This window comes from Erythrobacter sp., assembly GCF_011765465.1.
Lineage (GTDB): Bacteria > Pseudomonadota > Alphaproteobacteria > Sphingomonadales > Sphingomonadaceae > Erythrobacter.
In genome coordinates this window covers 1-12,655 of record NZ_CP050265.1, presented here as the reverse complement: position 1 = coordinate 12,655, position 12,655 = coordinate 1, and the positions used below count along the sequence as shown (strand labels likewise).

Sequence of the window (12,655 nt, the reverse complement as noted above, 5' to 3'; positions counted from 1 at the left end):
AGAGCATGATGCACCGCCTTGTCCCTGTTGCCCTTGCCGCCCCTGCCGCCCTCGCCGCCGCGGGCTGCGCCATGGCCGAGCCTGCCCCTGCACCAGCCCCGAACCCGAACCCGGTCGAGCCCGGGCAAATGGTCTGCGATGCCGGTCCCGTACAGAACCTTGTCGGCGAGAAGGCCACCCCCGAAATCGGGGAGCGCATCCTCTCCGAAACCGGCGCGCGCACCCTGCGCTGGGGGCCGCCGCGCAGCGCGTGGACGATGGACTATCGGGTCGACCGGGTGAACGTGCGCTACGACGACGACATGGTCATAGAGGCGATCACCTGCGGATGAGCAGCCGGCAAAGAGCCACCTCCGGCTCGCCCTACGAAAGCGCCTTCGGCTTCTGCCGCGCGGTGCGGACGGGCGAGCGGATCGTCGTCGCCGGGACCGGGCCGATCGAGCCGGACGGGACCACCACGCCGGGCGATGCCGCCGCGCAGGCCGAGCGCTGCCTCACCCTGATCGTGGCCGCGATCGAGCAGCTCGGCGGCTCGGCCCGGCACGTCGTGCGCACCCGGATGCTGCTGACCGACCCGGCGGAGCAGGACGCGGTCGGCGCGGTCCATGCTCGCTTCTTCGGCGCGCATCCCCCGGCAGCGACCATGGCGGGCGTCGCGTGGCTGTGCCGCCCCGAATGGAAGGTCGAGATCGAAGCCGAGGCGATCCTCGACTGACCCCTTTTCGTGCGGGCCGTGCAAGTGCGCGTCGGTCATACCCCCTGACGCCCTTGCGTTTTCGGCTGTTGGAACCGCCGAGGGCCGATCCTACCGCGCGAGCACGCCGGTTTCCTTCAAGCGCTCCAACAAGAGCGCCATCAGCGCCTGCCTGTGTTGCATGGCGTTCAACTCCGCCGCCGAAACCAGCACGATCGGCTCCCCCCGCCCGGTGTCGAGCAGCACCGCGGGCCATTCCGCCGACAGCCCCTTCCTCGCCGCCTCGTCGCGGTGGAGGAAGACCTTTTCCAGCGGCAGGCGGAACACGAAGCGGCGCCAGTCCGAATACATCATCAGCCGCCCGTAGGTGAGCAGGCACAGCGAGCAGGGATAGCGCTCCGGCGCGAACAGTTTCTGCGCCATGCCTTCGATCCAAGGCCACACCCCGCTGTCCGCATTGTAGACGAAAATCAGGCGGGCGGCGGGTTCGGAAGCGTCGTCTCTGGCCATGCCCCCGTGTGTCGCAAGCAAGCCGCGCAAGCGCTAGCAAAAACTGCAAGGCCACGCGCGCCGCGCGCCCTTCCCCTCCCCCCGCGCGCTCGCTAAGGGCATGGGCCATGACAGGACAGTTCCAGCTCACCGAAGACCAGCTCGCGATCCAGGAGGTCGCCCGCCGCTTCACCGCCGACAACATCACCCCCAACGCCGCCGAATGGGATGAAAAGCACATCTTCCCGCGCGACGTCATCACGCAAAGCGCCGAACTCGGCTTCGGCGCGATCTACGTCTCGGAAGAATCGGGCGGGATCGGCCTCGGGCGGTTGGAAGCCGCGCTCATCATGGAGGCGATGGCCTATGGCTGCCCCTCGACCAGCGCCTTCATCTCGATCCACAACATGGCCGCGTGGATGATCGACCGCTTCGGCAGCCAGCGCGTCAAGGACAAGTATCTCCCCCAGCTCATCACGATGGAACACATCGCGAGCTACTGCCTGACCGAGCCTTCGAGCGGCTCCGACGCCGCCGCGCTCAAGACCACGGCGAGGAAGGACGGCGACGACTATGTCCTGAACGGCACCAAGCAGTTCATTTCCGGCGCGGGCGAGAACGAGGTCTATGTCGCCATGGTCCGCACCGGCGAGGACGGGCCGAAGGGCATCACCTGCATGGTGATCGAGAAGGATATGCCCGGCGTCAGTTTCGGCGCGAACGAGAAGAAGCTGGGCTGGCACTCGCAGCCGACCGCGCAATTGATCCTAGAGGACGTGCGCGTGCCTGCCGAGAACGTCGTCGGCGGCGAGGGCGAAGGCTTCCGCATCGCGATGCAGGGGCTCGACGGCGGGCGGCTCAACATCGGCGCGTGTTCGCTTGGCGGAGCGCAGCGCTGCCTCGACGAGGCGATCCGTTATACCAAGGAGCGCACCCAGTTCGGCCAGCCGGTCGCCGAGTTCCAGAACACGCAGTTCACGCTCGCCGACATGGCGACCGACCTCGAGGCCGCGCGCGCTCTCCTGTATCTTGCGGCGGCGAAAGTCACCGACAACGCGCCCGACAAGACGCGCTTTTCCGCCATGGCGAAGCGGCTTGCGACCGACAGCGGCTCGGCCATCGTCGACCGCGCGCTGCAGCTCCACGGCGGCTACGGCTACCTGCAGGACTACCCGGTGGAGCGGTTCTGGCGCGACCTGCGCGTCCATTCGATCCTCGAAGGGACGAACCAGATCATGCGGATGGTCGTCGGGCGGGACCTGCTGCGGCAGTGAGGGATAGCGAGCGGTCCATCCGGATGCGTGCACTGCGTCATCGCTCCCCGGAGGTCGTCCCGGAGCGCGGGCGCGAGTGAGACGCGTGCCGCTCCTCCTGCTCGCCTACCTCGCCGCCTCGCTGGCGGGCGGTGTTGCCTTTATTGCGATCGTCGCCCTCCGCGACGGCGGCGGGTCGCCCTTCTTCCTCGCGATCCTTCCCGTCTTCGTTGCCGCCCTCGGAGCGACGGTCGCGGCCCCGGTCGCGGTGCCGACAATCCTTGCGACCGAGCGATGGGGCAAGGGGCCGTGGTGGGTTTTCCTTCTCGCCGGAATCGCCTGCTCGGCGCTCGTCATTGGCCTGCTGGAATGGTTCGGCAGCAACGGTGAGCTATGGGCCTGGTTCGCTCTGGCTGCGCCGTCGGTAGCCTCGGCCATGACCTTCTGGTTCATCGCGTGGTATCGCAATCCCCCGAGGCAGCCCGTCGCGCCGCTCGCCGAGGTGTTCGAGTGACCACCCTCGCCTTCACCATGACCACGCTCATCGTGCCCGAATACGACGCCGCGCTCGAATTCTATGTCGGCGCGCTCGGCTTTGCGCTCGTCGAGGACACCGACATGGGCGGCGGGAAACGCTGGGTCGTCATCGAGGCTCCGGGCGGCGGGCGGCTGCTGCTGGCCCGCGCCAAGAACGACACCGAAGCCGCCGCCATCGGCCGGCAGGCGGGCGGGCGCGTCGGGTTCTTCCTCCAAACCGACAGTTTTGCGGAAAGCAATGCACGCTTTACAGCATCGGGCGTGGTGTTCGAAGAGGAACCCCGCCACGAGCCCTATGGCCTCGTCGCCGTATTTCAGGACCCCTTCGGCAATCGCTGGGACCTCATCGAAGCGAAAGAACAGGAATGACAGACCAAGTCCTCACGAGGAAAACGGGCCGCGTCGGCCATATCTCGCTCAATCGCCCCAAGGCGATCCACGCCCTGACTCTGGAAATGTGCCACGCGATGAGCGCGGCGCTCAGCGAATGGGAGAACGACGACGAGGTCGAGGCGGTGATCCTCGACCATGCCGAGGGGCGCGGCTTCTGCGCGGGCGGGGACATCGCCATGCTGCGCGATTCGGCGCTCAACGACGGCGGCGTTTCGGGGCGCAGGTTCTTCCACGACGAATACCAATTGAACCACCAGATGTTCACCTACGCCAAGCCCATCGTCGCCTTCATGGACGGCATCACGATGGGCGGCGGCGTGGGCATTTCGCAGCCCGCCAAGTTCCGCGTCGCGACCGAGAACACGCGCTTCGCCATGCCCGAATCGGGGATCGGCCTGTTCCCCGATGTCGGCGGCGGCTGGTATCTCGCGCGCATCGGCGGACGGATCGGCCAGTTCCTCGCGCTGACCGGCGCGCGGCTCGACGGATCGGAATGCCTGTGGACCGGCATCGCGACGCATTACGTCGAGCACGCCCTGCTCGAGGACATCAAGGCGCGCATCGCCCAGCATCCCGACCGGATCGCAGGGATCCTCTCCGAACCCACCGGCACACCGCCCGAGGCCAAGATCAAGGGCAATGCCGACAAGATCGCCAAGCATTTCGCCTCCGACACCTACGAGGACATCCTCGCCAGCCTCGACAAGGCGGCGGATGCGGGCGACGACTGGGCGCTGAAGGAGCGCGACACACTCGGCACGAAAAGCCCGCAGACCTGCAAGGTCGCGCTGCGCCAGATCGCCGCGTCCAGCGAGCTGACCGACTTCGCCGACAATATGCGCATGGAATACCGCATCGCGAGCCGCGTGCTGCTGCGCCCCGACTTCGCCGAAGGCGTGCGCGCGGTGATCGTGGACAAGACGAACGACCCCAAGTGGGACCCCGCAACCCCCGAGGGCGTGAGCGAGGAATTGCTCGACGCGATCTTCGCCCCCCTCCCGCCTGAAGAGGAATGGAAACCGCTATGAGCTTTGAAACGATAACGGTCGAAAAGGACGCGCAAGGGTCGAAGGGCGTCACCCTGATGACGCTCAACCGGCCCAAGGCGCTGAACGCGCTCAACACGCAGGTGCTCGCCGAACTGATCGAGGCTTTCGCCGACTACCAGTCCGACGAGAGCCAGCTGTGCGCGGTGCTGACGGGCAGCGGCGACAAGGCTTTCGCCGCGGGCGCGGACATCAAGGAGATGCACGACAAGGCGGCGGCCGATTTCTACCTCGACGATTTCTTCAGCCCGTGGACGAGCGAGATCGTCAAGAAGACCCGCAAGCCGTGGATCGCGGCGGTCAACGGCTTTGCGCTCGGCGGCGGGTGCGAACTGGCGATGATGGCGGATTTCATCATTGCGAGCGAAAACGCGAAATTCGGCCAGCCCGAGATCAAGCTCGGCGTCGCGCCCGGCATGGGCGGCTCGCAGCGGCTCACCCGCGCGATCGGCAAGTCGAAATCGATGGAAATGTGCCTCACCGGCCGGATGATGGGCGCGGAGGAAGCCGAACGCGCGAACCTCGTCGCGAAGGTCGTGCCGCATGACGATCTGCTTGCCGAGACGCTCAAGACCGCCGCCACCATCGCCTCGATGCCGCCGATGGCGGTGATCGCGAACAAGGAGATGGTGAACTCCGCCTTCGAGATGACGCTCGACCAGGGGCTGATCGTGGAACGCCGCATCTTCCAAATCCTCACCGCCAGCGAGGACAAGGCCGAGGGCATGGCGGCGTTCATCGAGAAGCGCGAGGGGAATTGGAAGGGGCGCTAGCGTGCTCGGTTGGTTCTTAATTCCGGCAGGTGCTCTGATGGCTCTGATCGGCTGGATTAACGATCAAGGTTCCGAGGAAGAGGACGACATCGAGCAGACCTTTTTCCTTACAATGGTCGGGTTCGACAAGAAAGGTCAGCCCATCGGCTGGAAACGAATGGAGAAATTCGCTTTCGGCAAGCAGCTATTGGTGTTCGGCATCATCCTCATTCTCATCGGAATCGCCTCGTTCCTAATCTGATCGGAGACTAGCTATGAAAATCGCCTTCATAGGCCTCGGCAACATGGGCGGCGGGATGGCCGCCAACCTTGTGAAGGCGGGGCACGAGGTGCGCGCCTTCGACCTCAGCGAAACCGCGCTCGCCGCGGCGAAGGACGCGGGGTGCGAAACCTTCGACACCGCCAAGGAAGCCTGCGCGGAGGCCGAAGCGGTCGTCACCATGCTGCCCAACGGCCAAATCGTGAAACAGGTCTATTGGGACGACGTCATCGGCCATGCGCCCGAAGGCGCGGTGATGCTCGACTGCTCGACCATCGACGTCGCCACCGCGCGCGAAGTCATCGAAGTGACCGAGGCGCACGGATACGACATGGTCGATGCGCCCGTCTCCGGCGGGATCGCGGCGGCCAATGCGGGCACGCTCACCTTCATGGTCGGCGGGTCGGACAAGGCGTTCGGACGCGCCAAGCCGATCCTCGAGGCGATGGGCAAGGCCGTGATCCACGCAGGCGACGCGGGCAACGGACAAGCGGCGAAGATCTGCAACAACATGCTGCTCGCGATCCAGATGATCGGCACGGCCGAAGCCTTCGCCATGGCCGAAAAGCTGGGGCTCGACGCGCAGACCTTCTACGACATCTCGAGCGTGTCCTCGGGCCAGTGCTGGTCGATGACGAGCTATTGCCCGGTCCCCGGCGTCGGCCCGGAAAGCCCGGCGGACCGCGAATACGCCCCTGGCTTTGCCGCCGCGCTGATGGTCAAGGACCTGCGCCTAGCGATCGAAGCGGCGGAGAAAGCGGGTGCGAAAGCCGAGCTCGGCTCCCACGCCAAGGCGATCTACGAAGCCTTTGCCGAAGAGCACGGCGGGGTGGATTTCTCAGGCATCATCAGGACGCTCTGATTGCGGCGATCACGGCTTCGAGCCATTCGCGCGGGGCACGTCGTCGCCCGACATCGGCGACGAATTCCTGCCCGCGCGACACCGCCCTCAACCGCCGCTGTCCGTTCTTGGCGCGCAACCAGCGATCCGCCCGGTCGTGGTAGGACAGCCCCCCGCGCTTCAGCCAGTCCGGGCGGCGCCACAGGCTGGGCGGGCCGCCCGGCACGGTGAGGCGCAGCGCCTCGCTCGCGCGCGTCGCAACGCGCCCCTCGCCCCGCCAGATGCAGTCGTTCCGCGCGTGCAAGGCGAGCGCGTGGGGGTGGCCCCTTTCGACCAGCTCCGCCGGGGCGCCGGGCGCAAGCGGGACGATCTCCTCGACCTTGAGATAGCCGAAGATGCGGTGATGCGGCTCGCCGCCCCCCTGCTCCGCGAAAAGCCCGAAGAAGACGAACACGTCACCCACGCCCACGCCCTGCCGCTCGAGATGGGTCTGCGCCGCGCCGCACTGGCCGAACAGGCACTCGCCGTCCTCGGTGAACATCGGGTCGTGATGGCACTTGTCCCCCGCCCCGAGCTTCCCCGGCTCGCCCGCGCGGCGTGCTCGCCGAGGCCGAGGTCGCCATAGGTCGTGACGCTCGCCGCGCCTGCAGGGATCGGCAGGCTGACCGGGCGGCCCCATTCGTCATTGGTGGCCACGATCGGGGACGGCCCGCCCCCGGCGCTGCTGTCGAAGCCCTTGCGCGAAAACACGATCTTCATGGCCCCGACCCTGCCGCGCGCGGGGAACAGGCACAAGGTGCGCGCCTGTCGCTTGGCAACCCCGCCCGCCCGGTCTAAGGCGCGCTCCGCAATGGCCACTCACACCAAGATCACCGCCCCCGTCACCGCACTCGTCATGGCGGGCAAGCGTTCGGGCGCGCTCGATCCCCTCGCCGAGGCGGCGGGCGTCGCGCAGAAGGCGGTCGTGCCGGTCAACGGCGTGCCGATGATCGAGCGCGTCGTCGCCGCGGTCGCCGCCTGCCCCGAGGTCGCCGCGATCCGTATCGTCGCGCACGAACCGGACGAGATCGCCGCGATCCCGCTGATCGCCGCTCTGATGGAGGAAGGCCGCCTCGCTTTCGCCGAAGGCAGGTTCAACATCGTCGATTCGGTCCTGTCGGGCGCGCAAGGGGTGGATTTCCCGCTCCTCATCACGACCGCCGATAATTGCCTCGTCACCCCGAAGGCTACCGCGAATTCATCGCCAAGTGCCTCGCCGAAGACGCGCAGGGCGCCGCCGGGCTCGCCACGCGCGAAGCGGTGCAGGAAGCCGACCCGGTCGGGCAGAAGCGGTTCTACGAGTTTTCCGACGGCGGCTATTCCAACTGCAACATGTACTGGATCGGCAGCCGCGAGGCGCTGTCGGCGGCCGAGATCATGCGCGAGGGCGGGCAGTTCATGAAATACCCCAGCCGCATCATCAAGGCGTTCGGCCTCGTCAACCTGATCCGCTTCCGGCTCGGCTGGGGGACGAAGGAAAAGCTGTTCGCCCAGATCTCGCGCCGCTTCGGGTTCAAGCTGGTCCCCGTGGTGCTGTCCGACGGGCATTACGCGATCGATGTCGACGAGGAGCGCACGCTCGGCGTGACCGAGAAGATCCTGAAGCGCCGTGAAGGGGACCGGAGCGGGAGCGCTCCCGCGGCGTAGCCCCGCGCGCACGACAAGAGCAGGATGCGATGAAGCGCCTCTTCGCCAATATCGGCTGGCTCCTCGGCGGGCGCGGCTTCAACGCGGCGATGAGCCTCGTCTACATCTACCTCGCCACCAATGCGCTGGGGATCGAAAGCTTCGGCCATTTCGCGATCATCGTCGCGCTGGGGCAGACGGTCACCGGCCTCGCCAATTTCCAGACGTGGCAGTTCATCGTGCGCTGGGGGGCGAAGGGGCGCGACGCCGAGGGCGAGCCGGTGATGGACCCGGCGCGCGCGGGCGAGGCGACGGGCTTCGCCATCGCGCTGGACCTGCTTTCGGTGGTCATGGGGACCGCGGCGGCGGCGCTGCTTGTATGGAGCGCGCCCTTGTGGCTGCCGCTTCCGCAAGACCTGTTGTGGGTCGCTTTCGGCTATTGCGTCGTTTCATTGGCCGCGATCCGCACCACGCCGACGGGGCTTTTGCGGCTGCGTTTCCGCTATGCGAGTGCGACCGCGGCCGAGGCGGTGCAGCCCGCGATCCGCGCCGGCGGGGCGGTGCTGGCGTGGTTCATGATGCCCGACGTGCTCGGCTTCATCCTCGCCTGGGCCGCCGCCGAAGTCGCGGTCGCCGCCGCGCTATGGATCGTCGCGACGCGCGATGCGCCGATAGACCTCTCCGCTCTCAGCCTCACCCGCATTCCCGCGCGCCACCCGGATGCCTGGCGCTTCGTGTGGTCGACCAATATGTCGGGCTCGCTCAACATCGCGGGCAAGCAGGTGATCGTGCTCTTGGTCGGGACGTTCGGCGGGGCGGCGTTGGCGGGAGGCTTTCGCGTCGCGGCGCAGCTGGGGCAGGCGCTGGTGACGCTCGCCCAGACGATCTCCAAGGCGATCCTGCCCGAGCTCGTCCACGACGAGGAGAACGCGCTGTCGATCGCGCGGCGCATGGCGAACATCGCGGTGATCGCGGGCGTGATCGCCGTGGTCGCGGCGCTGCTGGGCGGGCGCTGGGCGCTGGCGACCATCGCGGAGGAGGATTTCAGCGCCTATTACTGGGCGATGGTCATTCTCAGCATTGCAGGCGCGGTCGAACTGGTGGGCGCGAGCCTTGAATCGCTGCTCGTTTCGGCGGGGCGCGCAGGCACGGCCTTCATCGTGCGCGCGGTGCCGACCGTGCTTTCGCTGGTGCTGCTCGACGTGGCGATCGACTGGAACGGGGCCAAGGGCGCGGCCTTCGCCGTGCTGGGGGCGAGCAGCCTTGCCGTGATCGGCTTTTACGTCGCGATCCTAAACCTCAAGGAAATCCGCATCCTTGTCGGTGAGGCCGTGGGGGGCGAGGCGATGGCGGAAGGCGAGGAGGCGGAGCCGGAGGACGCCCGGCCCCGCCCGTAAGCCTTACGCGTCTTCGGTCCAGCTCAGTTTCGGCTTCCTCGCCGCGGTCGTTTCGTCGAGACGGCGGCGCGGCGCATAGTAGGGCGCGTGCTTGAGCGTCTCGTCCCCGGCGCGCGCGCGTTCGACGAGGCTGCGGAAGGCGGCGATGAACTGGTCCATGTTCGCCTTGCTCTCGGTCTCGGTCGGCTCGACCAGCATGGCGCCGTGGACCACCAGCGGGAAATAGACCGTCATCGGGTGGAAGCCCTCGTCGATCAGCCCCTTGGCAAGGTCGAGCGTCGAGAGGTCGCCGCCGAAGTCCCTGTCCCCGAACAGGGCCTCGTGCATACACGGGCCGCTGTCGGCGAAGGGTGCGTGGAGGATGTCCTCCATGCTCCTGAGGATGTAGTTCGCGTTCAGCACCGCGTCCTCGGCGACCTGCTTCAGCCCGTCCGCACCGTGGAGAGCATAGGCAGTGAGGGCGCGCGGGTGAACATCCCCATCTGCCCGTGGAAGGCGGTCATCCGGCCGAACGAAGGCCCGCGCTCCTCGCGGTTTTCCTCCTCGACGAGGTAATAGTCCTCGCCCTGCTTCTTGACGAAGGGCAGCGGGGCGTAAGGAGCCAGCGCTTCCGAAAAGACCGGGCCGGAGCCGGACCGCCGCCGCCATGCGGGGTGGAGAAGGTCTTGTGCAGGTTGATGTGCATCGCATCGACGCCGAGATCGCCGGGGCGCACCCGGCCGACGATCGCGTTAAAATTGGCCCCGTCGCAATAGACGTAGCCGCCCGCCTCGTGGACCGCATCGGCGATTTCGCGGAAGTCCTTTTCGAACAGGCCGCAGGTGTTGGGATTGGTGATCATCACCGCGGCGACGTCCGGCCCGAGCCGCTCCTGATCTTGGCAAGTCTTGGCCTCGGCCACCCGGCCGGCGACGGGGCGTCTTCCACCCGGTATCCGGCGCGCGCGAAGGCGGGCCGGTGCGCGCTTTCGGGGACGAGTACGACCTCGCGCGCGTCGCCGCGCGCTTCGTGCGCGCGCGCGGATCGCGAGGATGCCGCACAGCTCGCCATGCGCGCCCGCCTTGGGGCTCATCGCGACGCCGGGCATCCCGGTCAGCTTGCACAGCCATTCGCCCAGTTCATGGATCACCTGAAGCGCGCCCTGCACGGTGGCCTGTGGGGCGAGCGGGTGGATGTCGGCGAAACCGGGCAGGCGCGCAACCTTTTCGTTGAGGCGCGGGTTGTGCTTCATCGTGCACGAACCGAGCGGGAAGAAGCCGAGGTCGATGCCGTAGTTCTGCCGCGACAGGCGCGTGTAGTGGCGCACGGTTTCCGGCTCGGTCAGGCCGACGAGGCCGATCGGCTCGGCCCGCTCGAACCCGCCGAGGCGATTGGGCGCTTCGGGATCGACTTCGGGAAGGTCGACGCCGGTCGTCTCGGCATGGCCGATTTCGAACAGCAGCGGTTCTTCCAGCATCAGCGCGCGGTTGCCGGTCGTCGTCGCGGGACCATTATGCATCCCGTCCTCGGCGACTTCCATCGCGGGCTTCCATCCGGACTTGTTGGGCGCGTTCATCAGTCGGTCTCCTGACCAGTGTTTCGAGTTCGCTCGCGAGCGTTTCGATGTCCTCTTCGGTCGTCATCTCGGTCACGGCGACGAGCAGCGCGTGTTCCAGAGCCTCGACGCCGGGATAGAGCCGGCCCAGCGACACGCCGCCGAGCACGCCCCTGTCGGCAAGGTCGCGCACGATTTCGCGCGCAGGCTTGCCGCCGAGCATCAGGGTGAATTCGTTGAAGAACGAATTGTTGAGCACTTCGACGCCGGGAACCTTCGCCAGCCGGTCGGCGGCGAGGCAGGCGAGGCGGTGGTTTTCCGCCGCCAGTTCGCGCAGGCCCTTTTCACCGAGCAGAGTCATGTGGACGTTGAAGGCGAGCGCGCACAGGCCGGAATTGGTGCAGATGTTGCTCGTCGCCTTCTCGCGCCGGATGTGCTGTTCGCGGGTGGACAGCGTCAGGACGAAGCCGCGCCGCCCTGCCGCGTCCACCGTCTCGCCGCACAGCCGGCCCGGCATCTGGCGCACGTGCTTGGGATCGCGCACGGCAAAGAGGCCGAGGTAAGGCCCACCGAACTGCAGGCCGACGCCGATCGACTGGCCCTCGCCCACGACGATGTCCGCGCCCATCTCGCCGGGCGACTTGAGCGCGCCCAGCGCCACCGGCTCGGTGTTGACCGCGACCAGCAGAGCGCCCTTTCATGCGCCGCCTCGGCCACTTTCGAGAGGTCGCACACGCGCCCGAGGATGTCGGGATATTGCACCACGACGCAGGCCGTGTCCTCGTCGATCCGCGCGATCAGGCCGTCGAGATCGACTTCCGGAGTGATCGCGGGCTGCGCGTCCGCGATCTCGTCGCCGGTGAACTGGGCCATGGTCTTGACCACCTGCGCGTAATGCGGGTGGAGCGAGCCCGACAGCACCGCGCGCTTCCTCTTCGTCACGCGGGTCGCCATCGCCACCGCTTCCCAGCACGCGGTCGACCCGTCGTAGAGCGAGGCGTTCGCCACCGCGCAGCCGTAAAGCCGCGCGACCTGCGTCTGGAACTCGAACAGCATCTGCAGCGTGCCCTGCGCGATTTCCGGCTGGTAGGGCGTGTAGGCGGTCAGGAACTCGCCGCGCTGGATCACCGTGTCCACCGTCGCGGGCACGTGGTGGCGATAGGCGCCTGCGCCGAGGAAGAAGGGCGCATCGCCCGCCGCGAGATTCTTCGCCGCGCGGGCCTTCATGTGGCGTTCGACCGCCATCTCGCTGGCGTGCATCGGCAGGTCGTGGATCGGCCCGTCGAGCTGGGCGACCGCGGGCACGTCGACGAACAGGTCGTCGATCGATTTCGCGCCGATCTTGGCCAGCATTTCGCTGCGGTCGGTGTCGGTGAGAGGAAGGTAACGCATGGTTTCAGGCCCTGTTGGTGGAGAGGTGGGCGAAGCGCACGAAGCTACGAAGCCGCAGCCTCAAAGGTTGGCGAGAAATTCCTTGTAGGCGTCCTCGTCCATCAGCCCTTCGAACTCGCCTTCGTCGGAGACGTTTGACGCGGAAGAACCAGCCGTCCTCTTCCGGAGAGGAATTGACGAGGCCCGGTTCGTCCTCGAGCGTGGAATTGATCTCGGTCACTTCGCCCGAGATCGGCGCGTAGACGTCGCTCGCCGCCTTGACGGATTCGACCACGGCGGCTTCCTTGCCCTTTTCGACCGTTGTCGCCGACCGTGGGCAGTTCCACGAAGACGATGTCGCCCAGCTGGTCCTGGGCATATTCGGTGATGCCGACGGTGGCGC

General features: G+C 67.2%; 13 protein-coding genes and 4 pseudogenes. 11 read left to right on the top strand and 6 right to left on the bottom strand.

All coding sequences use genetic code 11. From position 1 onward, the window contains the following. The first annotated feature begins 71 nt into the window (after positions 1-71). Both G9473_RS00090 and G9473_RS00085 read left to right on the top strand, forming a co-directional pair. Positions 72-332, top strand: a complete 261-nt coding sequence (locus G9473_RS00090) for an I78 family peptidase inhibitor (protein WP_291134789.1) — start codon at positions 72-74, stop codon at positions 330-332. Then, positions 329-715 (top strand): RidA family protein, encoded by a 387-nt coding sequence (locus G9473_RS00085; protein WP_291134787.1) that lies wholly within the window; start codon positions 329-331, stop codon positions 713-715. The genes G9473_RS00090 and G9473_RS00085 overlap by 4 nt, the downstream gene beginning before the upstream one ends. Before the next feature lie 90 nt (positions 716-805). Here G9473_RS00085 and G9473_RS00080 read toward each other — a convergent pair whose 3' ends face one another. After that, positions 806-1,204, bottom strand: a complete 399-nt coding sequence (locus G9473_RS00080) for a hypothetical protein (protein WP_291134785.1) — start codon at positions 1,202-1,204, stop codon at positions 806-808. A gap of 107 nt (positions 1,205-1,311) precedes the next feature. Here G9473_RS00080 and G9473_RS00075 point away from each other — a divergent pair, with 107 nt between their 5' ends. From G9473_RS00075 to mmsB, 7 genes are all read left to right on the top strand, one after another. Continuing rightward, the gene (locus G9473_RS00075; RefSeq protein WP_291134783.1) at positions 1,312-2,457 is read left to right on the top strand and encodes an acyl-CoA dehydrogenase family protein; all 1,146 of its coding nucleotides are present in this window, start codon (positions 1,312-1,314) and stop codon (positions 2,455-2,457) included. 76 nt (positions 2,458-2,533) lie between these two features. Beyond that, positions 2,534-2,950, top strand: a complete 417-nt coding sequence (locus G9473_RS00070) for a hypothetical protein (protein ID WP_291134781.1) — start codon at positions 2,534-2,536, stop codon at positions 2,948-2,950. 17 nt (positions 2,951-2,967) lie between these two features. Then, entirely contained in the window at positions 2,968-3,342 is a 375-nt protein-coding gene (locus G9473_RS00065) for a VOC family protein (RefSeq protein WP_367159826.1), read from the top strand. Further along, positions 3,339-4,394 carry an enoyl-CoA hydratase/isomerase family protein gene (locus G9473_RS00060; RefSeq protein ID WP_291134777.1) on the top strand — a complete coding sequence of 352 codons (1,056 nt, stop codon included), beginning with the start codon at positions 3,339-3,341 and terminating at the stop codon, positions 4,392-4,394. The genes G9473_RS00065 and G9473_RS00060 overlap by 4 nt, the downstream gene beginning before the upstream one ends. Next, a complete protein-coding gene (locus tag G9473_RS00055) occupies positions 4,391-5,185 on the top strand; it encodes an enoyl-CoA hydratase-related protein (protein ID WP_291134775.1) in 795 nt (264 codons plus the stop codon). The genes G9473_RS00060 and G9473_RS00055 overlap by 4 nt, the downstream gene beginning before the upstream one ends. Before the next feature lies 1 nt (position 5,186). After that, a complete protein-coding gene (locus G9473_RS00050; protein WP_291134773.1) occupies positions 5,187-5,426 on the top strand; it encodes a hypothetical protein in 240 nt (79 codons plus the stop codon). A 13-nt stretch (positions 5,427-5,439) separates the two neighbouring features. Beyond that, positions 5,440-6,306 (top strand): 3-hydroxyisobutyrate dehydrogenase, encoded by an 867-nt coding sequence (gene mmsB, locus G9473_RS00045; RefSeq protein WP_291134771.1) that lies wholly within the window; start codon positions 5,440-5,442, stop codon positions 6,304-6,306. On the opposite strand, the pseudogene G9473_RS00040 reads toward mmsB, so the two are convergent. Both G9473_RS00040 and G9473_RS16020 read right to left on the bottom strand, forming a co-directional pair. Then, positions 6,293-7,044, bottom strand: a pseudogene (locus G9473_RS00040) (hypothetical protein). The gene mmsB and the pseudogene G9473_RS00040 sit on opposite strands and share 14 nt — an antisense overlap. A gap of 99 nt (positions 7,045-7,143) precedes the next feature. Beyond that, entirely contained in the window at positions 7,144-7,425 is a 282-nt protein-coding gene (locus tag G9473_RS16020) for a hypothetical protein (RefSeq protein WP_367159118.1), read from the bottom strand. Positions 7,426-7,491: 66 nt separating this feature from the next. Here G9473_RS16020 and G9473_RS00030 point away from each other — a divergent pair, with 66 nt between their 5' ends. Next, positions 7,492-7,971, top strand: a complete 480-nt coding sequence (locus G9473_RS00030; RefSeq protein ID WP_291138557.1) for a hypothetical protein — start codon at positions 7,492-7,494, stop codon at positions 7,969-7,971. Positions 7,972-8,000: 29 nt separating this feature from the next. Continuing rightward, on the top strand, positions 8,001-9,347 hold the full coding sequence (locus tag G9473_RS00025) for a lipopolysaccharide biosynthesis protein (protein WP_291134765.1): 1,347 nt from the start codon (positions 8,001-8,003) through the stop codon (positions 9,345-9,347). Between the two features lie 3 nt (positions 9,348-9,350). Here G9473_RS00025 and gcvPB read toward each other — a convergent pair. The 3 pseudogenes from gcvPB to gcvH form a co-directional block, all read right to left on the bottom strand. Continuing rightward, a pseudogene (gene gcvPB / locus G9473_RS00015) lies at positions 9,351-10,866 on the bottom strand (aminomethyl-transferring glycine dehydrogenase subunit GcvPB). 49 nt (positions 10,867-10,915) lie between these two features. After that, positions 10,916-12,273, bottom strand: a pseudogene (gene gcvPA, locus G9473_RS00010) (aminomethyl-transferring glycine dehydrogenase subunit GcvPA); the annotation flags it as partial. Between the two features lie 60 nt (positions 12,274-12,333). Beyond that, positions 12,334-12,653, bottom strand: a pseudogene (gcvH, locus tag G9473_RS00005) (glycine cleavage system protein GcvH); the annotation flags it as partial. Between the last annotated feature and the right edge of the window lie 2 nt (positions 12,654-12,655).